21 protein-coding genes are annotated in these 20738 nt (G+C 73.2%); 5 read left to right on the top strand and 16 right to left on the bottom strand.

Annotated features, from left to right (window positions below; all coding sequences use genetic code 11):
* Positions 1-88: 88 nt before the first annotated feature.
* Positions 89-967: a shikimate dehydrogenase gene (locus ACZ45E_RS24710; protein ID WP_468224057.1), complete on the bottom strand. Its 879-nt coding sequence runs from the start codon at positions 965-967 to the stop codon at positions 89-91.
* Between the two features lie 382 nt (positions 968-1349).
* On the opposite strand from ACZ45E_RS24710, the gene ACZ45E_RS24705 reads away from it, so the two are divergent.
* Positions 1350-2117 (top strand): IclR family transcriptional regulator, encoded by a 768-nt coding sequence (locus tag ACZ45E_RS24705; RefSeq protein ID WP_468224054.1) that lies wholly within the window; start codon positions 1350-1352, stop codon positions 2115-2117.
* An 85-nt stretch (positions 2118-2202) separates the two neighbouring features.
* Here the strand turns inward: ACZ45E_RS24705 and ACZ45E_RS24700 are convergent, their stop codons facing one another.
* On the bottom strand, positions 2203-2892 hold the full coding sequence (locus ACZ45E_RS24700) for a TetR/AcrR family transcriptional regulator (RefSeq protein ID WP_468224051.1): 690 nt from the start codon (positions 2890-2892) through the stop codon (positions 2203-2205).
* Between the two features lie 101 nt (positions 2893-2993).
* Between ACZ45E_RS24700 and ACZ45E_RS24695 the strand changes: the two genes are divergently transcribed.
* Complete coding sequence (locus tag ACZ45E_RS24695) at positions 2994-3557, top strand: NAD(P)H-dependent oxidoreductase (RefSeq protein WP_468224049.1); 564 nt, start codon at positions 2994-2996, stop codon at positions 3555-3557.
* 69 nt (positions 3558-3626) lie between these two features.
* Here the strand turns inward: ACZ45E_RS24695 and ACZ45E_RS24690 are convergent, their stop codons facing one another.
* From ACZ45E_RS24690 to ACZ45E_RS24635, 12 genes are all read right to left on the bottom strand, one after another.
* Positions 3627-4712 carry an LLM class flavin-dependent oxidoreductase gene (locus tag ACZ45E_RS24690; RefSeq protein ID WP_468224047.1) on the bottom strand — a complete coding sequence of 362 codons (1086 nt, stop codon included), beginning with the start codon at positions 4710-4712 and terminating at the stop codon, positions 3627-3629.
* The gene (locus ACZ45E_RS24685; RefSeq protein ID WP_468224045.1) at positions 4709-5470 is read right to left on the bottom strand and encodes an ABC transporter ATP-binding protein; all 762 of its coding nucleotides are present in this window, start codon (positions 5468-5470) and stop codon (positions 4709-4711) included. Before ACZ45E_RS24685 ends, ACZ45E_RS24690 begins: the two co-directional genes overlap by 4 nt.
* Positions 5446-6306 (bottom strand): ABC transporter permease, encoded by an 861-nt coding sequence (locus ACZ45E_RS24680; RefSeq protein ID WP_468224042.1) that lies wholly within the window; start codon positions 6304-6306, stop codon positions 5446-5448. Before ACZ45E_RS24680 ends, ACZ45E_RS24685 begins: the two co-directional genes overlap by 25 nt.
* On the bottom strand, positions 6303-7376 hold the full coding sequence (locus tag ACZ45E_RS24675; RefSeq protein WP_468224040.1) for an ABC transporter substrate-binding protein: 1074 nt from the start codon (positions 7374-7376) through the stop codon (positions 6303-6305). Before ACZ45E_RS24675 ends, ACZ45E_RS24680 begins: the two co-directional genes overlap by 4 nt.
* Before the next feature lie 113 nt (positions 7377-7489).
* Complete coding sequence (locus ACZ45E_RS24670; RefSeq protein ID WP_468224038.1) at positions 7490-8455, bottom strand: TauD/TfdA dioxygenase family protein; 966 nt, start codon at positions 8453-8455, stop codon at positions 7490-7492.
* 252 nt (positions 8456-8707) lie between these two features.
* Entirely contained in the window at positions 8708-8827 is a 120-nt protein-coding gene (locus ACZ45E_RS24665; protein WP_468224036.1) for a putative leader peptide, read from the bottom strand.
* Positions 8828-8975: 148 nt separating this feature from the next.
* Positions 8976-10349, bottom strand: a complete 1374-nt coding sequence (locus ACZ45E_RS24660; protein WP_468224033.1) for an NtaA/DmoA family FMN-dependent monooxygenase — start codon at positions 10347-10349, stop codon at positions 8976-8978.
* Positions 10350-10370: 21 nt separating this feature from the next.
* Positions 10371-11585: an LLM class flavin-dependent oxidoreductase gene (locus ACZ45E_RS24655; RefSeq protein WP_468224032.1), complete on the bottom strand. Its 1215-nt coding sequence runs from the start codon at positions 11583-11585 to the stop codon at positions 10371-10373.
* A 112-nt stretch (positions 11586-11697) separates the two neighbouring features.
* Positions 11698-11808 carry a putative leader peptide gene (locus ACZ45E_RS24650; protein WP_468224029.1) on the bottom strand — a complete coding sequence of 37 codons (111 nt, stop codon included), beginning with the start codon at positions 11806-11808 and terminating at the stop codon, positions 11698-11700.
* A gap of 159 nt (positions 11809-11967) precedes the next feature.
* Positions 11968-12627: a YceI family protein gene (locus ACZ45E_RS24645; RefSeq protein WP_468224028.1), complete on the bottom strand. Its 660-nt coding sequence runs from the start codon at positions 12625-12627 to the stop codon at positions 11968-11970.
* Positions 12628-12783: 156 nt separating this feature from the next.
* The gene (locus tag ACZ45E_RS24640; protein ID WP_468224026.1) at positions 12784-13965 is read right to left on the bottom strand and encodes an amidohydrolase family protein; all 1182 of its coding nucleotides are present in this window, start codon (positions 13963-13965) and stop codon (positions 12784-12786) included.
* A 113-nt stretch (positions 13966-14078) separates the two neighbouring features.
* Positions 14079-15896, bottom strand: a complete 1818-nt coding sequence (locus ACZ45E_RS24635) for a flavin-containing monooxygenase (RefSeq protein WP_468224023.1) — start codon at positions 15894-15896, stop codon at positions 14079-14081.
* A 208-nt stretch (positions 15897-16104) separates the two neighbouring features.
* Here ACZ45E_RS24635 and ACZ45E_RS24630 point away from each other — a divergent pair, with 208 nt between their 5' ends.
* Both ACZ45E_RS24630 and ACZ45E_RS24625 read left to right on the top strand, forming a co-directional pair.
* Positions 16105-17160: an SDR family NAD(P)-dependent oxidoreductase gene (locus ACZ45E_RS24630; RefSeq protein WP_468224021.1), complete on the top strand. Its 1056-nt coding sequence runs from the start codon at positions 16105-16107 to the stop codon at positions 17158-17160.
* 112 nt (positions 17161-17272) lie between these two features.
* The gene (locus tag ACZ45E_RS24625; RefSeq protein ID WP_468224018.1) at positions 17273-18313 is read left to right on the top strand and encodes an SMP-30/gluconolactonase/LRE family protein; all 1041 of its coding nucleotides are present in this window, start codon (positions 17273-17275) and stop codon (positions 18311-18313) included.
* 3 nt (positions 18314-18316) lie between these two features.
* Here the strand turns inward: ACZ45E_RS24625 and ACZ45E_RS24620 are convergent, their stop codons facing one another.
* Positions 18317-18937 (bottom strand): TetR family transcriptional regulator, encoded by a 621-nt coding sequence (locus tag ACZ45E_RS24620; protein WP_468224016.1) that lies wholly within the window; start codon positions 18935-18937, stop codon positions 18317-18319.
* Between the two features lie 155 nt (positions 18938-19092).
* Positions 19093-19701, bottom strand: a complete 609-nt coding sequence (locus ACZ45E_RS24615) for an acyl-CoA-like ligand-binding transcription factor (RefSeq protein WP_468224014.1) — start codon at positions 19699-19701, stop codon at positions 19093-19095.
* Positions 19702-19782: 81 nt separating this feature from the next.
* Between ACZ45E_RS24615 and ACZ45E_RS24610 the strand changes: the two genes are divergently transcribed.
* Positions 19783-20736, top strand: a complete 954-nt coding sequence (locus ACZ45E_RS24610; RefSeq protein ID WP_468224012.1) for an oxidoreductase — start codon at positions 19783-19785, stop codon at positions 20734-20736.
* Positions 20737-20738 lie beyond the last annotated feature (2 nt).

Genomic DNA, 20738 nt, shown 5'->3' with positions numbered 1-20738 from the left:
AACTCCCAGCTCCTGGGCGCGGGTGGTACTGCCCCAGTCTGTGAGGTGCCGCGGAATCGTGCACTCCGGAAGGCTGCCGGTGGCGGCCTCAGGAGTGGGCGCTCACCTCCGCGGTGAGCTCCGCGAAGTCGGCCAGCATGTGGGAGACGCGCGGCTCCAGGCCGGTGACGAGGCGGAAGGTCTCCGCCGCCTGGTGGACGAGCATCCCCCCGCCGTGCAGGACGGGGCAGCCCAGAGCGCCGGCGGCGTGCAGGAGCGGGGAGCACAGCGGGTGGTAGGTGAGGTCGGCCACCCAGAGGCCGGGGTGCAGGGCCGCCTCCGGCAGCGGCAGCCGGGGATCGGGGTGGGCGCCGACGGGCGAGGCGTTGACCAGACCGTCGGCCACCGCGGTGAGGGCCGCGGCCTCCGACAGGGTGCGGGCCCGCGCCCGGTCGGGTCCGGCGGTCTCGTTGAGGAGTTTCGCCAGGTCGTGGGCGCGCTGGTGGAGCGGGTCGGCGATGGTCAGCCGCTCGACGCCGAGGTCGAGGAGTGCGTGGGCGACGGCCGCCCCGGCGCTCCCCGCCCCCAGTTGCACCACGTCGCCCAGGGGCGCGCCGGGCAGGCCGCGCGCGAAGGCGGCCGCGAAGCCCGCGAGGTCCGTGTTGTGGCCCACGGCCCTCCCGTCGGGCGTGAGGACCACGGTGTTGACGGCGCCGACCCGCACCGCCGACGCGGCCGGCTCGTCGAGGTGCGCGAACACGAGCCGCTGGTAGGGGTGGGTGATGTGCAGGCCGTCGAAGCCGAGCAGCCGGGCGGAGCGGAGCAGCCGGCCGACCGCGTCCGGCGCGTGCTGCGGCAGGTCCGCGTCGAGCAGTCGGTAGAGGCACCGCGCCCCGTGCCGACGGGCTTCCCGTTCGTGGAGCGCGGGGCCGAGGGAGTGCCCTGTGCCCGTTCCGACGAGCGCCAGGAGGTACGAGTTCTGGGTCACTGCGACTCCACACGGGCAGAAGGAAGGGCGACAGCGGCAATGTACGGACCAGTCCGTTATCTCTACCAGGGTGCGGAGGGGGCGGGAAGCCTTCGGCGCGGACTTCGCCCGGAGTTCCTCGCGGGCATCTGCTGTCGGCCGCCCGAGAGCGCGCCGCGAGGCGGTGGCGCACCTCGTCGAGCACACCTCGTCGAGCACGGGGAACAGGGCGTGGATCGCGTCGAGTTGCCGATGCCGGCCCCGGTGGTGGCGGGCGCGCGGCTGACGGAGCGCCGGAGGTGCAGAACCTCGATTTCCCGGCGGAGCGGTGCTGGTGGATGCTGTCGCAGCAGTGCCGTGCCCGCCGGGCGCGGCCGTCGGGCGAATTCACCGAGGAGAGAGCATGGACCTGGAACAAGGTCAGGGCGGAGTACGCAGCGTGCGCCGCGCTCTGGACATCCTGTCGCTGCTGACCGAGGACCGGCCCACCGTTCCGCTACGGGACATGGTCGAGGCCACCGGCCTGCCGAAGACCACCGTGGTGCGCCTGGTGCAGACGCTCGAACAGTACGGCCTGCTGTGGGCCACCCCCGGCGGTTACACGGCGGGGCCCGGCCTGTGGCGCTGGGCCCATCTGGCGCACACCAGCTGGGAGTTGCCGGCCGACACCCAGAAGCTGCTGCGCGAGCTGTCCGACCGGCGCGGCGAGACGGCCAACCTCATGATCCGGCGCGACATCCACCGTGTCTGTGTCGCCCAGCAGGAGAGCCCGCAACCGCTGCGGCACGTGGTGCGGGTCGGCGACGAACTGCCCCTGTGGGCGGGCGCGTCGTCGAAGGTGCTGCTCATCGGCGCCACCGACGGCCTGCTCCAACGTATCGCCGCCGCATCGCCGCACGGTGTGGCGCACGCCCAGCAGTTGCGGCTGTGGGCGGACGAGGCCACCGAGCACGGCTTCGCGGCCAGCCAGGGCGAGCGCGACATCGGCCTGACCGCCGTGGCCGTACCCATCCGCTCCCAGTCGGGCGTGGTGGTCGCCTCGCTCTCCCTCAGCGGCCCCAGCGCACGGATCCCCGCCCCGGCGATCGAGGAGTTCGCGCGGGACCTGCTGGAGGTCGCCGCGCGGATCGCCGCGCAGGGCTTCGCCCACCCGCTGGGGCCGCGCGCCTGACTGATCGGCGCCGCTCGCGGCGCCGATGAGGAGACGTACGGGCGGCCGGACGCGGACGCGCTCGCGCCCAGGCGCCCCGGGCGGCTCAGCGGGTCGGGCCGGTCCCGGTGACCCGGGCGACCAGGTCGAACCAGCCCGCCTCCAGCCGCTCCAGCGGCATGGAGCACCGCTTCGTCAGGTAGTGGATCAAGGCCGGGTCGAGGTAGCCCATCAGCGCCTGTGCCTGGAGCACGCAGTCGGCCTCCGGCACGAGCTCCCGCAGGAGGATCGTGACGTGGGTGACGAGCACGCGGTGCGAGGGGTGCGCGAGCCGCCGCTCCGGTTCCGGCTGGGCGGCCAGGTGCAGCTCCAGCTGCTCGGCCGACCGGCGCAGGACCGCGACCCCGAACGCGCGCAGCCGCTCGTCGGGCGGCGCGCCGGGCCCCAGCGGCGCAGGACCGCCGATCAGGTCGGCCTGCAACTGCTTCGTGGTGTGGTCAAGCAATGCGGTCAGCAGCCCGGCGCGGTCGCCGAAGCGGCGGAAGACGGTCCCCTTACCCACGGAGGCGGCGGCGGCCACGTCCTCCATGGTCACTCCCCCGGGGCCGTGCTCGGCGACCAGCCGTCCGGCGGCCTCCAGGAGCCGGGCGCGGTTGCGTGCGGCGTCCGCCCTGAGGCCGCTTCCGGCGTCGTCGTCCGGGGCGGAGCCGATCGTGAGCAGCCGCGGCTCGCCGACGGGGCCGGGCGAGGTCGGGAGGTGCGGCGGGCTGCTGGACATGAACACAGCGTAAAGCATCCCCGGCGGAACTGGACCGCGGTCCGCTTGGGGTGATAGACAGTTAAACGGACCCCGGTCCGGATCGTAAGAGAGCGATGACTCAGCACCCTGGAGCCCCCATGTCTGTCCGTATCCTTGCCCTCGTCGGCAGCCTGCGCGCCGGTTCGCACAACCGCCAGCTCGCCGAGGCGGCCGTCAAGCTGGCCCCGGAGGGCGCCGAGGTCGAGCTGTTCGAGGGCCTCGCCGACATCCCCTTCTACAACGAGGACATCGACGTGGAGGGCAGCGTCCCGGCCTCCGCGGAGAAGCTCCGCGCCGCCGTGCAGAGCGCCGACGCCTTCCTGTTCTTCACCCCCGAGTACAACGGCACCATCCCGGCCGTCCTGAAGAACGCCATCGACTGGCTCTCCCGCCCGTACGGCGCCGGTTCCTTCGCCGGGAAGCCCGTCGTCGTGGCCGGCACCGCCTTCGGCCAGTACGGCGGCGTGTGGGCGCAGGACGAGGTCCGCAAGTCCGTGGGCATCGCGGGCGGCAAGGTGCTGGAGGACGTGAAGCTCTCCATTCCCGGCTCCCTGACCCGCTTCGCCCAGACCCACCCCGCCGACGACACCGAGGTCGCCGCGCAGCTCACCGAGATCGTCTCGCGCCTGCACGGCCACGCGGGCGAGACCGTCGCCGCCTGACCTGCGCCGTATCCGGCCGCGCTGAGCGGCCCGGGCCCAGCAGGCCCGGGCCGCTCCGCGCGTCGCGCGTCAGTTCGCGGTGTCCGCACCGAACTCCCGCAGCCTCGGCAGCAGTTGGTCCCCGACGCGGCCCGTCTCCTCCCGGTACGGGGTGTCGCTCAGCACGAAGTGCGTGACGCCCAGCTTGCGGTAGCTCCGCAGCGCCGCGGCCACGTCGTCCGGCGAGCCGACGAGCCAGGTGGTCGCCGCTCCCCCGCCGCCGAACCTGCCGGGCGTGGTGTACAGGCAGGTGTCGAGCACTTCGCCGCGCTCCACGAGGTCGAGGAGGCGGCGCTGCCCCACCGCCGTCCTGCGGTTCCCCGCCCAGGCCGGCCCGCCGTCGTCCGCCGCCATCCTGGCGACCTTCTCCTCCGCCGCGCGCCACGCCTCCTCGGTGGTGTCGCGCACCACCGTGGTGATGCGGAGCCCGAACTCCAGCGGCTTGTGGCGACGGCCCACCTCGGCGCTCAACCGCCGCAGCCGGTCGACGCGTTCGGCGATGCCGTCGAGCGGCTCGCCCCAGAAGAGCTGCACGTCCGCCTCGGCCGCCGACACCCGTTCCGCGGCCGGTGACGCGCCGCCGAAGTAGAGCGTCGGATGGCTCCGCTCCTCGGTGACGAACGGGCGCGGCGCCACCGTCGAGCCGGTGACGCGGAAGTGGTCGCCCTCGAACGTGACCTGCTCCTCGGTCCACAGCCGCCGCACCAGATGCAGGAACTCCTGGGTACGGGCGTAGCGCAGGGCCGGGTCGACGTTGGTGTCGCCGTACGCGGCCGGGTTGTCCAGGCCGCTGACGATGTTGACCAGGACCCGGCCGCGGCTGAGCTGGTCGAGGGTGGCGGCCGCGCCCGCGAAGTGCGCGGGCTGCCAGTATCCGGGGCGCACCGCGATCAGCGGCTTGAACGTGGTGGTGCGCGCGGCCAGCGCCGTGGCGACGGTGAAGGTGTCCGGGCGGCCCCAGCCGGTGCCGAGCAGGGCGCCGCCCCAGCCGTGGGCCTCCGCCGTCAGCGCCAGCTCGGTGGAGTACTCGATCGAGCCCCATCCGGCGGTCGTGTCGTCGCCGCGGTGGCCCGGTTCGACGGTGTTGGGGATGTACCAGAGGAATTCCTGGCTCATCGGATCTCCTCCGGGTCGAGTTCCACGCCGAGGCGGGTGAGCAGGCGATCGCGCAGCCGCGCGTAGGCGGGGGTGCCGGGGCGGCGCCGTGCGGGGAGCTCCACCGGGACGGAGAACGTGATCCGCCCGGCTTCCAGGACGGCCACCCGGTCGGCCAGGGCGATGGCCTCGTCGACGTCGTGGGTGACGAGCAGGACGGCGGGGCGGTGGCGCTCGCACAGCTGCCGCAGCAGGGTGTGCATCCGGATCCGGGTGAGGGCGTCGAGCGCGCCGAACGGCTCGTCCGCGAGGAGGAGCCGGGGTTCGCGGACGAGGGAGCGGGCGAGCGAGACGCGCTGCTGTTCGCCGCCGGACAGCTCGACGGGCCAGGCCCGTTCGCGGCCTGCGAGGCCGACCTCGGCGAGCGCGGTGCGGCCGCGGTCGACGGCGTCCGGTCCGCCCAGGCCGAGGACGACGTTGTCCAGGACCCGCTTCCACGGCAGCAGCCGCGCGTCCTGGAAGACCACCGACACGTCGTCGGGCGCGGCCAGTCCACCGCTGCCGGGAACGTCGTGGTCCAGGCGGGCGAGCGCCCGCAGCAGGGTGCTCTTGCCGGAGCCGCTGCGGCCCAGGAGGGCCACGAACTCACCCGGGGCGATGCTCAGTTCGAGCCCGTCGAGGACGTCGCGGCCACCGAGGGTGCGGACCAGGTTCTCGATGCGGACCGTCGTACGGTCCGCCGTCTCGGTCGCGGTCAGCCCGCCAGCGTGCGTCGCCATGACAGGGTCCTCCTCTCCACGAGTCGTACCAGGGCGTCGGAGACGAGGCCGAGAAGTCCGTACACGACGAGGCCGACGATGATGACGTCGGTCTGGCCGTAGGTCCGCGCGAGCTCCATCATGTAGCCGATGCCGCTGGTCGCGTTGACCTGCTCGACGACGACCAGCGCCAGCCAGGCGGCGGTCACGCCGAAGCGCAGCCCCAGCAGGAACCCGGGCAGCGCCCCCGGCAGGACGACGTGGCGGACGAACTGGAGCCGGCTCAGCCGTACCGTCTCGGCGAGCTCGGCGTAGCGGTTGTCGATGGTGCGCAGCCCGTTATGGGTGTGGATGTAGATCGGGACGAAGACGCCGAGCGCGATCGTGATGACCTTCATCGTCTCGCCGATGCCGAACCAGAGGACGAGGAGCGGGATCAGCGCGAGCGACGGGATCGCCCTCTTGATCTGCACCGGTCCGTCGACGATCCCCTCGCCCAGCCGGCTCAGGCCGGCGACGAGGGCCAGCAGCAGCCCCGCGGCGGTGCCGAACACCAGCCCCAGCAGGGCGCGTTGGGCGGAGGTCGCGAAGTTGGACTGCAGCCTGCCGTCGGCGATGAGGTCGCCCGCGGTGTCGGCGATGGTCCAGGGCGCGGGCAGGCTGCGTGCGTCGATGAGTCCGGCGCCGGAGCCGGCCGCCCACACCGCGAGCAGCAGCAACGGGCCGAGCGCCCAGCCGTAGGGGACGGGGCGGCCCGGTCCCAGCTTCCTACGCCTTCGCGCGCGGGGGCCGGGGCGGGCGGACTCGCCGGTCGACGTCGCGGTCGCCGCCCGCTGTCCGAGAGCCGTGCTGCTCATGGCGTCTTCCTCTCACCGGCGACGGCGGCGGCGGCGACGCGCTCGTACCGGCGGTCGAAGAGGGTCGCCGCGTCGAACGTCTTGTGGTTCTGCTCCTTCGCCAGCAGGTCGACGGTCTGCTGCTGGCGCTTGATGGCGTCGGTCCAGTCGGCGGGGAAGACCGGATGGCCGGACCTCTTCACCAGGTAGGCGCCGTCCTCGGGGCTGAGCCCCTGGTCCTTGACGTAATATCCGTCGATCCATTGCCGCGGGTGTGCGTCGACCCAGAGCTGTGCCCGTGCCCAGAAGGTGATGAGTTCCCGGACGGCGGCGGATTTCTGGGCGTTGCCGACGGATTCGGTGAGGGCCCACAGGTGTCCCGGATCGTCCCGGAGCCCGTGCTTGACGGTCGTGCCGCCGTCCCTGCCGTACTTCGTCAGATAGCGCTTGACGTTGACGTCGGCGATGGGCGCGGCATCGACCTGGCGGTTGCCGAGAGCGGTGGGGTAGACGTCGCCGGTGCTGGCCAGTTCGACGAGGTGGACGTCCTTCTGGCTGAGGTGCGCCTTCTTCAGGATCCGCAGGACGAGCGCCCCCTGCGCCTGTCCCGGGCTGTAGGCGATCTTCTTGCCGCGCAGGTCCGCGAGGGTCTTGATGTGCGCGCCCGGTGCGATCCCCAGCTCGTAGATCGGGTCCGCGATCGGGTCCTCGCGGAACTTGGCCGCCACGAGTTTGGTGTCCAGGCCGGTCCAGTGCGCGTTGATCGACGGGATGTCGGCGGCCGAGCAGATGTCCAGCGCATGGGCGCGAAATGCCTCGGAGCATTGCGGACCGCCGCTGATGTTGGCCCACTCCACCTTGAACGGCACTTTGTCGATCTGGCCGGACAGCTCCAGAGCGACCTTGAGGTCGGGCGCTCCGACGGTGAGGGAGGTGTCGGCGGAGACTTCGGCCGGGATCTTCTTCGCAGCGACGTTCGCACTGGTCGCCGTGGGCTGCGCGTTGCTCACGCACGAGCTCAGCAGAAAGGACGCGGCGACGGCGGCCAGTGCGCCGGCGCGCAGCGATGGGTGGGCGGTACGAGGCTTCATTCGGGCCTTCACGGAAGAGGGGCGCACCCGCGCGCGGCCGGTGACGGCCGGGCGGCACGCGAAGGGGACGGAGCGGTCGGGCGCCGCGCGGCGCGGCGCCCGTGACGCGACGGTCAGGCGCTGACCACCACCCGGTGGTCGGCCGTGAACGGCTTGCCGGAGATCCGCTCGGACCGCCGTCCGTCCGGCCCGACCGGCACGTCCCCGATCAGCGTGACCCGGTGCAGGGTGCGCTCCACCTGGAGGTGGTCGAGGTCGTTCGGGGCGAGGTGGGCGGTGGCGCGGTTGTCCCAGAACGCCACGCTGCCCGGCTCCCAGCGGAACCGCACCGTGTACTCGGGCCGGGTGACCTGCTCGTACAGCAGGTTCAGCAGGGCGCGGCTCTCGCGCGGGGTCACGTCGAGGATGTGGCTGACGAAGCCGGGGGTCACGAAGAGCGCGCGCTCGCCGGTCTCCGGGTGGACGCGGACCACGGGGTGGTGGGCGACCAGCAGGTTGTCGTTGACCCGGCGGGCGTAACCGCTGTCACCCGTCGGCGCCTCGTCGCCGCCGTAGCGGTGCTCGGCGCGCAGCCCGTCGACGAAGGCGCGCACCGGTGCCGACAGTCCTTCGTACGCGGCGACGGTGTTGGTCCAGGTGGTGTCGCCGCCGTGCTCGGGGACCGTCTCCGCGCGCAGGATCGAGGCCGCGGGCGGGTTGACGGCGGGTGTCACGTCGGTGTGCCAGCCGCCGAAGTAGCTGTACTTGCGCCTGCTCCGCTGAGACTGGAGGCCGTCCTTGTAGCGCTGCTCGAACCGCTTGGGGTCGATGGTGAAGATCTCCGGGAACCCCTCGGGCGGGGCCTCGTCGTGCGGGTGGGCGTAGGTCAGCTCGCCGAACTGGCGGGCGAAGGCGATCTGTCCGGCGTGGTCGAGCCGTTGCGCGCGGAAGAAGACCACTTTCCAGCGCAGCAGGGCGTCCCGGACGGTCCGCACCTCCTCGGGCGTCTGCGGGCGGGAGAGGTCGGCGCCGATGATGTCGGCGCCGATGTGCCCGGCGACGGGCCGGACGGTGAGGGTGCTGGTGACGGGTGCGGACATGTGTGGTCTCCGGGTGTCATGGCAGGGGCGGCGCCGGAAAGGCGCAGGTGTGTGTGCGGACACATGTGTGTACGGGGTGCGGGCGCGCGGCGCCCGGCGACGGTGTGGGCCCGCGTCAGGAGCGGCCCGGGCCGACGGACCGGCCGGGTGGACGGGCGTGCCGCCGGGCCGACAGGCCGGCCCGGGTGGACGACTCGGCCCGGGCGTCCGGCGGGGCCGGGGCGGGCGGAGCGGACGGGCGGGCCCGAGGCGTCAGGCGCGACAGATGGCCGTGGCGACGCGGCGCAGGTCGATGTGGATGCGCGCGGCCAGATGTGCGTCACGGAGCGGAGCGAGGGTCGCGGGCGCGGCGACCGGCCGGCGGACCTGCATGGCGACTCCCCTCGCTCCGCGGCGGACCACTCCGCCGTCACTCCGTACGTTGCCTTGCCAACGATGATCGGGGCCATGGGCGCCCACCGTCAACAGCCTTGTGTTGCCGCCCTGTTGCAACCTTGTGCAGCCGGGTCTCGCGGGATCGTCACGACGGCGCCGGCTCGTCGTGGGCGTCGTCGGGGTGGGCGAGGCCGAGGTGGTGGCGCAGGGTGGGGCCCTCGTACTCGGTGCGGAAGACGCCTCGCTCCTGGAGCAGCGGGACGACCTGGTCGGCGAAGGCGTCGAGGCCGCCGGGGGTGATGTGCGGGACGAGGATGAAGCCGTCGCTGGCGTCGGCCTGGACGAGTGTGTCGATGGCGTCGGCGACCGTGGCCGGGGAGCCGACGAAGTTCTGCCGGTTGCCGGTGTGGATGACCAGGTCGCGGATGGACCAGTTGTTGGCGGCGGCGAGTTCGCGCCACTCGCGGGCGGTGGCCAGCGGGTCGCGGTACATCCGGACCTGGGCCCGGCCCTCGGCGATGTGGCGGTCGCTGACGTCCGGGTCGACGTCCGGGAGCGGCCCGTCCGGGTCGTATGCGGTCAGGTCGCGGTTCCAGACGAACTCGAGGTGTTTGATCGCGGTGGCTCCGCTGACCTGCCGGCGGCGCACGTCGCGGGCGAGCTCCTCGGCCTCGGCGTCGGTGTCGCCGAGCACGAAGGTCGCGGCGGGCAGGATCTTGAGCTGGTCGGGGGTGCGGCCGTAGGCGGCCAGTCGGCGTTTGACGTCCGCGTAGAAGACCTGGCCCTCCTCCAGGGTGGCGTACCGGCTGAAGATCGCGTCGGCGCTCGACGCGGCGAACTCGCGGCCCTCCTCGGAGTCTCCGGCCTGGAAGATCACGGGGCGGCCCTGCGGGGACCTCGGGACGTTGAACTGGCCGTGGATGTCGAAGTGCCGGCCGCTGTGGACGAAGGAGCCCGCCTTCGCGTCGCTCAGGAACGTGCCGGTGGCGGGGTCGGCGAGGATCTCGTCGCCGCGCCAGGAGTCGAAGAGTTCACCGGCCGTCGCCAGGAACTCCTTCGCCCTCGAATAACGCTCGTCCTGGGGCAGGAACCCGCCACGGCGGAAGTTCTCACCGGTGAAGGCGTCCCAGGAGGTGACGACGTTCCAGGCGGCGCGGCCGCCGGAGAGGTGGTCGAGACTGGCGAACTGACGGGCCACCTCGTAGGGCTCGTTGAAGGTGGAGTTGATGGTGCCGGTCAGTCCGAGGTGCTCGGTGACGGCGGCGAGCGCGGCCAGCACGGTGAAGGTGTCGGGACGGCCGACGACGTCCAAGTCGTATATCTTGCCGCCCTGTTCGCGAAGGCGCAGCCCTTCGGCGAGGAAGAGGAAGTCGAACTTGGCGCGTTCGGCGGTCCGCGCGAAGTGCGCGAACGAGCTGAACTCGATGTGGCTGCCGGCCTGCGGATCGCTCCACACGGTGGTGTTGTTGACGCCGGGGAAGTGGGCGGCCAGATGGATCTGCTTCAGGGGCTTGCTCATGTCGTACGTTCTCCGTCCGGCTCAGGCGGTCGCGGTGGCTGCGTAGCGGTTGGCGGGGCGGGCGAGCCCGAGGAGACCGCGCAGGGTGTCGGCCTCGTAGGCGCGACGGAAGGCGCCCCGGCGCTGGAGTTCGGGGACGAGGCCGCGGGTGATCGCCGGCAGGTCGTGGCCGAGCACGGCGGGCCGCAGCCGGAACCCGGTCAGCCCGCCCGCCTGCAACTCCTGGAGCAGGTCGGCGAGTTGGGAGGGCGAACCGGCGAAGACGCGCGCGTCGCTGGTGTACGGCGTTCCGGCGAGGCCGTCGAGCCGCTCGCGGCGTGCGTGCGCGGCGGCCGGGTCCTCGTCGAGCAGGACGACGAGGTCGCCGAAGACGTGCAGGGGCTCACCGGCGCGGCCCGCGATCTGCTGTTCGGCGCGGATCTCGTCGACGATCGCGCGGGCCTCGTCGGCGTCGTGCGGGGTGACGTAGCCGATGTCGCCCTGCCGGGCCACCAGCCGGTACGGGATGCTCTGGTGGGCGAGGGCGCTGACGACGGGCTGGCCCTGGGGTGGCCGGGGCGTGATCGAGGGGCCCTTGACGCTGAAGTGAGGCCCCTCGAAGTCGATGTAGTGCAGCTTGTCGCGGTCGACGAAGCGGCCGGTCGCCTCGTCCCGGATCTCCGCCCCGTCCTCCCAGCTGTCCCACAGACGGCGGACGACCTCCACGTAGTCGGCGGCCTCGTCGAAGAGGCCGGCCGCCAACTCCCATTCCTTGGGCAGCTGCCGGGGGTCGATGCGCGGGATCGTGCGGCGGCCGAAGTGGGCGGCCTCGTTCGGGCGGGCGGAGATCTGGACCCGCAGCCCGGCCCGTCCGGCGCTGACGTAGTCGAGGGTCGCGATGGCCTTGGAGAGGTGGAACGGCTCCGTGTGCGTGACCACCGCGGTCGGCACCAGGCCGATGTGCCGGGTGAGCGGCGCGATGCGGGCGGCGAGCAGGACGGCGTCGAGGCGGCCACGGACCTGGTCGGCGCGGCCGTCGAGCTCGAAGGGCTGGGAGGACTGCAGGCCGAGCCCGTCCTCGAAGGTGACGAAGTCGAGCAGCCCGCGCTCGGCCTCGCCGACCAGATCCGCCCAGTACGCGGCGGTGAACAGGTCGCGCGGCCGGGCCACCGGCTCGCGCCAGGAGGCCGGGTGCCAGCCGGTGCCGTCGAGGGCGACGGCGAGGTGCAGCGCGGGAGTAGTGGGGCGTGAGGACACAGCTGTGCCTTCCTGAGAGTCCGTACGAGACCGCGGCCCGGCGTGGAGCGAGCGCGGGACGCGGCGGCGAGAGCGCCATGGGACGAGGGGCCGGGACCCGCGGCGGGGTCGCTCAGGGGCGACAGAGCGCGGCGGCCACGCGTCGCAGGTCGATGTAGGGCCGGGAGTGGAGCCGGACACGGCGGCGGGGGTTCAGGGCGCGGGGGCACAGCGCGCGTCGCATGCCCCACCTCCGTCCGTCGTACCGGGACAATGACCATGTCTAGCAGGCGGATGAACGATAAATCGTTGCAGACGCATGAAATTCGTGGCGGCGGCGCTCATGGCGGCGCCCTCCGCCGACCGGTGGTCAGGGAGGGCGCCTGGCCGTGTCCTCGCGGTGCTACGAAAGCGGTGTGGCGCGGATCGCGGAGATGTCGAACTGGAGCCGGACCTTCTCGCTCACCATGGTGCCGCCCGCTTCGAGGCGCTGGTTGTAGACCAGGCCCCAGTCGGTGCGGTCGATGGTGGTGGTGCCGTCGAAGCCGGCCCGCTCGAAGCCGAACGGGTCCAGGACCGAGCCCAGGTAGTCGAGTTGCAGCTCGACGGGGCGGGTGACGCCGCGGATGGTCAGGTCGCCCGCCATGCGGAAGGTCTCGCCGCCCTCGTGGACCGTGGCGGTGCTGCGGAACACCATCTCCGGGTGGCGCTGCGCGTCGAAGAAGTCCTTGCCGACGAGGTGCGCGTCGCGCTGTTCCACCCCGGTGTCGACGCTGGCGACCCTGATGACGATCTCGGCCCTCGATTCGGCGGGCCGGGCGCCGTCGAAGTAGAGCGTGCTGTCGTAGTCGCCGAAGGCGCCGCGCACCGTCGTGACCATCGCGTGCCGTACGGAGAATCCGACGCGGCTGTGCGGCCGGTCGATGGTCCACTCGCCGGTCAGCGCGCGCAGCGCCGGGTCGAGCGCGACACCGGCGGCCGCGGCCGCCGGGAAGGGCGTACCGGGACCGGTAACGGGCGTCGGTTCGAGGGTCGCGGTCGGGCGACGGCTGAAGATACCCATGATGTCGTCGTCTCCTTCGAGTCTGATCACTCCGTGCTATCACGAGGTCCCGTAGCGAGATGGGGCCCTCGTCCGGGTTCCATGGAGCGGCCTGCAAAGAAGCACAGGATCAGCACGAATGTGAATGCACGACGGGTGGCCGGGCATCACGCACGGTCACGCGGGCATCAGATGCCTGCCCGCCGCGACCACGGTCGCGACGGAGCCGAGCGCACCGAGGTCGGTGAGCGGGTCCCCGTCGACCGCGAGCAGGTCCGCGCTGTAGCCGGGGGTGAGTTGGCCCGTTTCTTCGCCGACTCCCAGCGCGCGTGCGGCCTCCGTGGTGGCCATCGCGAGGACGCGGTCGTTGGGCAGGCCCAGGTGCGTGTAGAAGGCGAGGCTCGACGCCAGACCGTCGAAGCCCGCGCGCTGCACCCCCGCGTCGGTGCCCGCGATCAGCCGGGCCCCCGCCCGGGCCATCCGCCGTACGGCGTCGAACATGGCTTCGGCGCGTTCGGCGCCGAAGACCTGCGGCAGCATCCGCCAGTGCGGGCTGACCGCAGGGCACACGTGGATGCCCCGCTCGACGATCCGGGCGAGCACGTCCTCGCGGAGGTCGGTCCCGGTGGCCGTCAGCCAGGTGCAGTGCTCGATCGTGTCGACACCGGCGCCGACGGCGGCGGTGATGCCGTCGGTGCCGTGCGCGTGGGCGGCGACCGGCAGTCCGGCGCGGTGTGCCTCGTCGACGATCGCCGTCAGCTCGCCTTCGCCGAACTGGGTCTCCCAGCTGCGGGCGCCGCCCTCGGTGAGGCCGCCGCCGGTCTCCATCACCTTGATGACCCGGGCGCCCGCGTCGATGTTGCGCCGCACGAGCAGGCGCGCCTCCTCGGCGCCCGTGACCTCGCCGCCGAGGAACCAGCAGTGCCCGCCGGGCGGGGTCAGGGGCGTCCCCGCGGAGACGATCCGCGGGCCGGGTGTCTCCCCCGCGGCGACGGACGCGGCGAGGCGCAGGGCGAGTCCGCCGCGGTCACCGAGGTCGCGGACGGTGGTGACGCCGGCGTCGAGCAGTTGCCGGGCGCGGGCCTTCATCGCCGTGAACAGCGCCTCGTCGTCCTGCTGTCGCAGCGTGGCGACCGGGTCGGGGCCGCCGTCGAAACAGAGGTGCACGTGCGCGTCGAGAAGACCGGGCAGCAGGGTTCCGGCGGGGAAGGCGAGCCGGGGTTCGTCGGGCCGCGTGAGGCGCTGGACCTCCTCGCGCGGCCCGACACAGGCGATGACCCCCTCGCGGACGAGCACCGCCCCGTCGGGGAGCGGGTGTCGGTCGGGCCCGGCCAGGACGTGAGCGGCGGTCAGGAGCATCGGGGCTCTCTTTCGCTGGTGCGGCGGGCTGTCTCCCAAGGCGCCCGGCCGGGGTCCCGGGCCGGGCGGTCATGACGGAACGTACCGCCCGCACACGTGGCCCGTCGGCAGACCTACCGGACCGAGGGGGAGGTCTTGGCCCGAAGCACCTCGTCGAGGTTCTCCTCGCGCCAGCGGCGCAGCAGTTCGTGGAAGGCGACGGCGCCGTGCGGGTAGGCGAGGGGGCCGTTCGGGCGGCCGCGGCCCTCGGCGTTGTAGTAGCCGGGGGTGCATTCGGCGTGGAACCAGGCGTGGTCCGGGGCGCCTTGGGCGCAGACGCCGAGCCAGGCGTCCTCGGCCTCGGGCGTCGGCTCCAGGAGGGCGTTCCTCTCCCGCGCGGCGGCGATCAGGGCGGCCGCGTGCACGGCCTGCTCGTCCAGGATGTGCGTGAAGTTGACGCTGCTGGCGTTCTGCAGCGAGCCCATCTGGATCAGGTTCGGGAAGCCGTGGCTGGTGAAGCCGTGCAGGGAGCGCGGGCCCCGCCGCGCCCGTACGTCCAGGAGCCGCACGCCACCGCGGCCGGTCACGGGCAGCTTCCCCGAGGTGACGCCGGAGACGCCCACGGAGAACCCGGTGGCGAAGATCAGGCAGTCGACCTCGTACTCCACGGCGGCCACCACGACGCCGCGCTCCGTCATGCGCTCGATGCCGTGGGCGGAGGCGGTGTCCACGAGGGTGACGTTCTCCCGGTTGAACACGGGCAGGTAGAGGTCGGAGAAGGTGGGCCGCTTGCACGCGTAGCGGTACCAGGGCTGGAGGGCCGCGGCCGTGTCGGGGTCGGTGACCTCGGCGGCCACGCGCTCCCTGATCCGGTTCATGGTGGCGTGGTCGGCGGCCTCGTAGGCCTCCTCGAAGTCCGGTTCGCCGTCGCGGCGGAAGCTGGGCAGCAGCTTCTCCAGCAGGGCGGCCGACTCCGTCCAGCCGTCGGTGACGAGGTCCTCACCGGCCTCCTCCCCGGAGACGATCCGCAGGAAGTTCTCGCGGCGCTCGGCCGCCCAGCCCGGGCGTTCCGCCCCGACCTCCCGCGGTGTCATGCGCCGCTGACCCCGTACGTCCACGGCGGACGGGGTGCGCTGGAAGACGTACAGCCGCTCGGCGGCCGCGGCCAGTTCGGGGATGACCTGCACGCCGGTGGCGCCGGTGCCGACGACACCGACCCGCTTGCCCGCGAGGCCCGTCAGACCGCCCTCCGGGGTGCCGCCGGTGTACCCGTAGTCCCAGCGCGAGGTGTGGAAGGTGTGGCCCTTGAACTCCTCGATCCCGGGGATGCCGGGCAGCTTGGGCTCCGTCAGCGTGCCGGTGGCGGTGATGACGTGGGTGGCGCGGAACGCGTCGCCGCGGTCGGTGCCGACCAGCCACTGCTCGGCCGTCTCGTCCCAGGTCAGCGAGGTGACGGCGGTGGAGAACAGGGCGTCCTCGTACAGGCCCGCCTGCTCGGCGATGCGCACGGCGTGGCGGCGGATCTCCTCGCCGGGGGCGTACTTCCACTCCGGTACGTACCCGGTCTCGTCGAGCATCGGCAGGTAGATGTGCGACTCGATGTCGCAGTGGATGCCCGGATACCGGTTCCAGTACCAGGTGCCGCCGAAGTCACTGCCCTTGTCGACGACGCGCACCCGGTCCACGCCCTGCCCGCGCAGACGCGCGCCCGCCAGGATCCCGCCGAAGCCGCCCCCGACGACGGCGACGTCCACCGTGTCGCACAGCGGCTCGCGCTCCGCCTCGCCGTCGGCGTACGGGTCCGCGGCGAAGTAGCCGAACTCGGCGGTGGTGGACCGGTACTGGCGCGTGCCCTCGGGTCGCACGCGGCGCTCCCGCTCCGTGCGGTAGCGCTCGCGCAGCGCGGCCGTCTCCTGCGGGGTGGGCGGGTTGTCGCACGGCGGCAGGGTCATCGGGCGGGTTCCTCTCGTGGGGGGCCGGCACAGGCGCCGTACGGGGTGTGGGGCGGTGCCCGGTCCGGGCGTCCCGCACGGTCCAGGTACCGTAACCCAACAACCGGACACCGTTGTCCGGTAGTGGCGGGATCGCTCTCCCGGCGGCCCCGCGCACCCCCGCGCGCCGACGGACCGCGTCGGCACGACAGGACACGAAAGGCCCGCGATGTCGGATGTCACCCCTGCCTCCCCGCTGCGCGACTGGCTGGCGGAGCCCGCCGCAGGACAGATCCTGCGCGCCGTGCTGGCCGCCCGGGGCCAGAGCGAGGAGGCCCTCTCCCCCGCTCTCGGGCTGCCGTTGGAGCAGCTCGTGCGGATGTCGGGCGACGCGTTCCCGCCCGAGCTCGTGGCGGCCCTGGTGACCGCCGCCGAGACCGGCCTTGTCCCGGAGAACCTGCCCACGGCTCCCCCTGTGGCCGCCTCGGCGCGGGAACCGGGAGCCGGCATCGAGATCGGCGCTCCCGAACCGTGGACCGAGCGCGGCACGCCGGGCCGTTTCGACGGCCGGACCGTCGTTGTCACCGGCGCCGCCTCCGGCATCGGCCGGGCCGTCGCCGCCCGGATCGTGCGCGAAGGCGGCCGGGTGATCGCCGTCGACATCTCCGAGGGCGTCACGGCCCTCGCGGCCGACCTGGGCGAGGCCGTCGTCCCGGTCACCGCGGACATCACCGCCCCCGCGTCGGCGACGGCCGTCCTGACCGCGGCGGGCGGCCGCGTCGACGGCCTGGCGAACGTCGCGGGCGTGATGGACGACGACGCCGCCGTCCACGAGGTCGACGACGAGATCTGGCACCGTGTCATGCGCGTCAACGTCGACGGTCCCATGCGCCTGATGCGCGCCGTGCTGCCCGGCATGCTCGCCGCGGGCGGCGGCCGGATCGTCAACGTCGTCTCCGAGGCCGCCCTGCGCGGCTCGGCGGCCGGCGCCGCCTACACCGCCTCCAAGCACGCGCTCGTCGGCCTGACGAAGTCGTCGGCCTACCAGTACGCGGGCACGGGTGTACGCGTCAACGCCGTCGCCCCGGGCGCGGTCGCCACCGGCATACCGGTGCCCGCCCCCGCGCCGTACGGCTCGTCCCGTACCGCGAAGATGCGCGTCGCGATCCCGAGCCTGGCGACGGCCGAGGAACTGGCGGCCTCGATCACCTTCCTGCTCAGCGAGGACTCGGTGAACATCAATGGCGCGATCCTGCCGTCCGACGGCGGCTGGTCGGCCGCCTGAGCGCCGGCGGGCGTCCCCAGAACAGAACCCTGGCCCCCGGACCCGAACCCGTCTCCTGCACGCCGCCCGACGTCCGGTCCTCCCGGACGAACTGGAAGGAGCACTCCCGCGTATGACCACGAACCGCGCGCCCCGCACCCCGGCGGGTCTCGCCGCCGTAGGTGTTATGGCTGTTCTGGCACTGACCGCATGCGGCACCGAGTCCGCCGGCGCCCCGGCGAGCGGGCCTGCCACGGCCGGCGAGGGCAGAAGCATCCGCGCCACCCAGGTCGCCCACGTGAGCGACGTGCACGAGGCCACCGGCATGACCCTGCTGGAGGGCCCGGTCCTGGACGGGCACGGCGACCTGTCCCTCGTGGACGTCACCGCCCCGCCCGGCGAGCCCAAGGTCATCTCCGTCGACGTGGCCACCGGCAGGCACCGAGGCGTCTACACCGACAGGACCGGCGCCTACACCTCCGCGCAGATCAGCCCGTACGACGGCCGCATGTACCTGACCGACTTCGCCACGGGTTCCCTGGTCAGCATCGCGCGGGACGGCTCCGACCCGCGTACGTTCTTCTCCGGCGAGGTCGAAGGGGCGCGGATGACGCCGGACGACATCGCCTTCGACGACGACGGCAATCTGTACATCAGCGACGCGCACGGCACGGAGCCGGACGAGACCGACGGCCGGATCGTGCGCGTCGACCGCGGCGGGAAGAAGGCCACCGTCCTGGCCGACGGGCTCGCCCAGCCCAACGGCATCATGTTCGACCCCGCGCTGCGCGGCCTGTGGATCAGCGAGCTCGCCGAGGACACCATCTCCTACCTGCTGCTGGACGCCGGCCGGACCAAGGTGACCTCCCGGCACGAGGCGATCCACGTCGACGGTGGGCTGGCGCAGACCGACTCCCTCGCGGTGGACGCCGACGGCAACCTCTACCAGGCGCTGCATGGCCGGCCGGCCATGGCCGTCTACAGCAAGTACGGGGCGCGCCTGGCCACCGTCGAGGTGCCGGCCAGGGACGCCGACGGCCTGACGTCGGCCACCAATGTCGCGATCGCGCCGCGCCGCACGGCGGCGTACATGACCGTCAGCGGCCCCAATGGCGGGTACGTCTACGGGTTCACCGCCCTGGGCAAGGGCATCCGCCAGTCCAACGGCGGCTGACCCTTATCCGTCGACGGCCGCTGTCAGCGGCCGCAACGACCCCACCTCGACGCCGAGCAGCCGCCAGGCCCGCCGGGCGATGTGCTCCCGCTCCGCCGGGGTGGGGCCGGTCACGGCCCCGGAGACCATCGAGACGGCCAGCATCAGGTCGTCGGCCCCGAGCGGGTGACCGGGCGGCCTGCATCGGCCCAGGACGCTGTGGACGCGGCCGGCCAGGGCCCGGGCCTCCGCGCCGTCACCGCGCACCCGCAGCAGGTCGACGAAGGCCGTCGAACGCGTCATGTGCCACGTGACCACACCGAGAACGCTGCCGAGGCTCGCGCCGGGTTCGGCGGCGGCCGCCTCGATCTCCTGGACGTTCTCGTCCAGGACGGCGGAGGCCAGCGCGACCCGGTCGGCGAAGTGCCGGTAGAGACTGCCCTGCCCCACCCCCGCGCGGCGTGCGACGGCGGACAGCGGGGCGTCGAGACCCTGTTCGGCGAAGACCTCGCGGGCGGCGGCGATGAGGGCGGACCTGTTGCGGGCCGCGACCCGGCGCCCCTGGTTGGCCGGGCGGCCGCCCCCCGCGGCGTGCGCGCCGGGTTCGGCGGGCCGGGTTCGCTGGGGTTCGGCGGGGTTCGTCACCGGAGCAGCGTAGTACGGGTACCCGGCGACCCGGAGAAGCGGCTCGGGCGAGCGGCTCGGGCTCGGCCGGGCCTCCGGGTGGCGGGTGGCGGGTAGCGGCTCTCCGGGACCGACGGGCGTATCGCGCGGGCCGATGTCCCGCTCCCGCGCGAGTGCTACGCGGGCACGTCCAGGGGCCGGTCGAGGAGGGCGAACGCCCGGTCGAGGAGGGCGACCGGGTCCTGGGCCGCGTCGCTCGCGCTCCAGCGCTGCAGCACGACGTGGAAGGCGTTGAGCGCCGTGCCCGTGGCCAGGCGCGGGTAGAGGTCGGTCTCCGGGTCGAGGCCGAGGCGGGCCGCCAGTTCCTCGGCGAGGTCGTCGCGCCACTGGGCCTGACGCTCCAGGAAACGGGCGTGCAGGGCCGGGGTGCGCAGGATCAACTGGACCACACGCAGCGCTCGTTCGGAGTCGGCGGCGCAGGTGGTGACCGGCACCCGTACCGCGTGCAGCAGGGCGTCGGCCGGCGATTCGCCCGCGGGCCGCCCGGCGAGGGCGGCGCGCATGTCCGCGCCCATGTCGGCCAGGAACTGGACGACGACGTCCTCCTTGGACGCGAAGTAGCGGAAGAAGGTCCGCTTGGAGACTCCGGCGGCCGCGACGATCTCGTCGACGGTGACCGTGTCGAAGCCCTTGAGCGCGAGCAGCTGCAGAGCCGCCTCGGTCAGTTCGTCCGAGACGAGCTGCCGCTTGCGCTGGGCCAGGCTCAGCTGAGGTCGCGTAGTCACCCCCACACCCTACACCCCATGCCCTTGATGACACCTGGACGCATCTTGACACCGAGTGCCATCGAAGTCAGGCTGTGCCGCATGGATGAGCAGCTCACACATCAGCAGCGGCCCTGGAACGCCGACCGGATCCCGGACCAGTCGCGGCGCGTGGTCGTCGTGACGGGCGCGGGCAGCGGTCTCGGCCTCGCGAGCGCCCGAACTCTCGCCCGCCGGGGCGCGCGCGTGGTCCTGGCCGTACGCGACCCGGACAAGGGGCGCGCGGCCGCCGCGACGATCACCGCCGCGCAGCCGGACGCGCGGGTCGAGGTGCGCCGGCTCGACCTGGCCGACCTCGATTCGGTCGGCGCCTTCGCGGACGGGCTGCGCGCCGACCTCCCGCACGTCGACGTCCTGGTCAACAACGCCGGGGTGATGGCGCCGCCCCGCACCCTCAGCGCGCAGGGCCACGAGCTTCAGTTCGCGACGAACCACCTCGGGCACTTCGCGCTCACCGGGCTGCTGCTCGACCTGCTGGCGCAGGCCCCAGACCCCCGCGTGGTGACGGTGAGCTCGCTCGAACACCGCAAGGGCAGCGTCGACTTCGACGACCTGAGCGGTGAACGCCGCTATGCGCCGATGGAGTTCTACCGGCGGTCGAAGCTGGCCAACGCGCTCTTCGGGCTCGAACTGCACCGGCGGCTGGCCGCGGCCGGCTCCCCGCTGCGCAGTGTGCTCGCGCATCCCGGCTACAGCGCGACCGGTCTCCAGACGAACGGCACCGTCCGGGTGCCCCGCCTTCTCTTCGGCCATCTCGCGCGACCGCTGGCCCAGTCCGCGGACCGCGGCGCGCTGCCACAGCTGTACGCGGCGACCGAACCCGGCGTGCGGGGCGGGGAGTTCATCGGTCCTGACGGCCGCGGCGAGCTGCGCGGCGCGCCGACCCGGGTCGAGCCGGCGCCGGGCGCCCTCGACCACGCGGTGGCGCGGCGACTGTGGGAGGTGTCGCAGGAGCTGACCCAGGTGCGTTTTCCGCTGCCGGACCTCGCGCGCTGAGT

The organism is Streptomyces sp. NPDC030991 (assembly GCF_055571235.1).
Note: the sequence above shows the minus strand (reverse complement) of the source record. Positions and strands in the feature narration are given on the sequence as shown.

Coding starts and splice junctions, on each gene's coding strand:
- ACZ45E_RS24705 (WP_468224054.1), top strand. CDS start 1,350: ATGGACCTGGAACAAGGTCAGGGCGGAGTACGCAGCGTGCGCCGCGCT.
- ACZ45E_RS24700 (WP_468224051.1), bottom strand. CDS start 2,892: ATGCTTTACGCTGTGTTCATGTCCAGCAGCCCGCCGCACCTCCCGACC.
- ACZ45E_RS24695 (WP_468224049.1), top strand. CDS start 2,994: ATGTCTGTCCGTATCCTTGCCCTCGTCGGCAGCCTGCGCGCCGGTTCG.
- ACZ45E_RS24690 (WP_468224047.1), bottom strand. CDS start 4,712: ATGAGCCAGGAATTCCTCTGGTACATCCCCAACACCGTCGAACCGGGC.
- ACZ45E_RS24685 (WP_468224045.1), bottom strand. CDS start 5,470: ATGGCGACGCACGCTGGCGGGCTGACCGCGACCGAGACGGCGGACCGT.
- ACZ45E_RS24680 (WP_468224042.1), bottom strand. CDS start 6,306: ATGAGCAGCACGGCTCTCGGACAGCGGGCGGCGACCGCGACGTCGACC.
- ACZ45E_RS24675 (WP_468224040.1), bottom strand. CDS start 7,376: ATGAAGCCTCGTACCGCCCACCCATCGCTGCGCGCCGGCGCACTGGCC.
- ACZ45E_RS24670 (WP_468224038.1), bottom strand. CDS start 8,455: ATGTCCGCACCCGTCACCAGCACCCTCACCGTCCGGCCCGTCGCCGGG.
- ACZ45E_RS24665 (WP_468224036.1), bottom strand. CDS start 8,827: ATGCAGGTCCGCCGGCCGGTCGCCGCGCCCGCGACCCTCGCTCCGCTC.
- ACZ45E_RS24660 (WP_468224033.1), bottom strand. CDS start 10,349: ATGAGCAAGCCCCTGAAGCAGATCCATCTGGCCGCCCACTTCCCCGGC.
- ACZ45E_RS24650 (WP_468224029.1), bottom strand. CDS start 11,808: ATGCGACGCGCGCTGTGCCCCCGCGCCCTGAACCCCCGCCGCCGTGTC.
- ACZ45E_RS24645 (WP_468224028.1), bottom strand. CDS start 12,627: ATGGGTATCTTCAGCCGTCGCCCGACCGCGACCCTCGAACCGACGCCC.
- ACZ45E_RS24640 (WP_468224026.1), bottom strand. CDS start 13,965: ATGCTCCTGACCGCCGCTCACGTCCTGGCCGGGCCCGACCGACACCCG.
- ACZ45E_RS24635 (WP_468224023.1), bottom strand. CDS start 15,896: ATGACCCTGCCGCCGTGCGACAACCCGCCCACCCCGCAGGAGACGGCC.
- ACZ45E_RS24630 (WP_468224021.1), top strand. CDS start 16,105: ATGTCGGATGTCACCCCTGCCTCCCCGCTGCGCGACTGGCTGGCGGAG.
- ACZ45E_RS24625 (WP_468224018.1), top strand. CDS start 17,273: ATGACCACGAACCGCGCGCCCCGCACCCCGGCGGGTCTCGCCGCCGTA.
- ACZ45E_RS24610 (WP_468224012.1), top strand. CDS start 19,783: ATGGATGAGCAGCTCACACATCAGCAGCGGCCCTGGAACGCCGACCGG.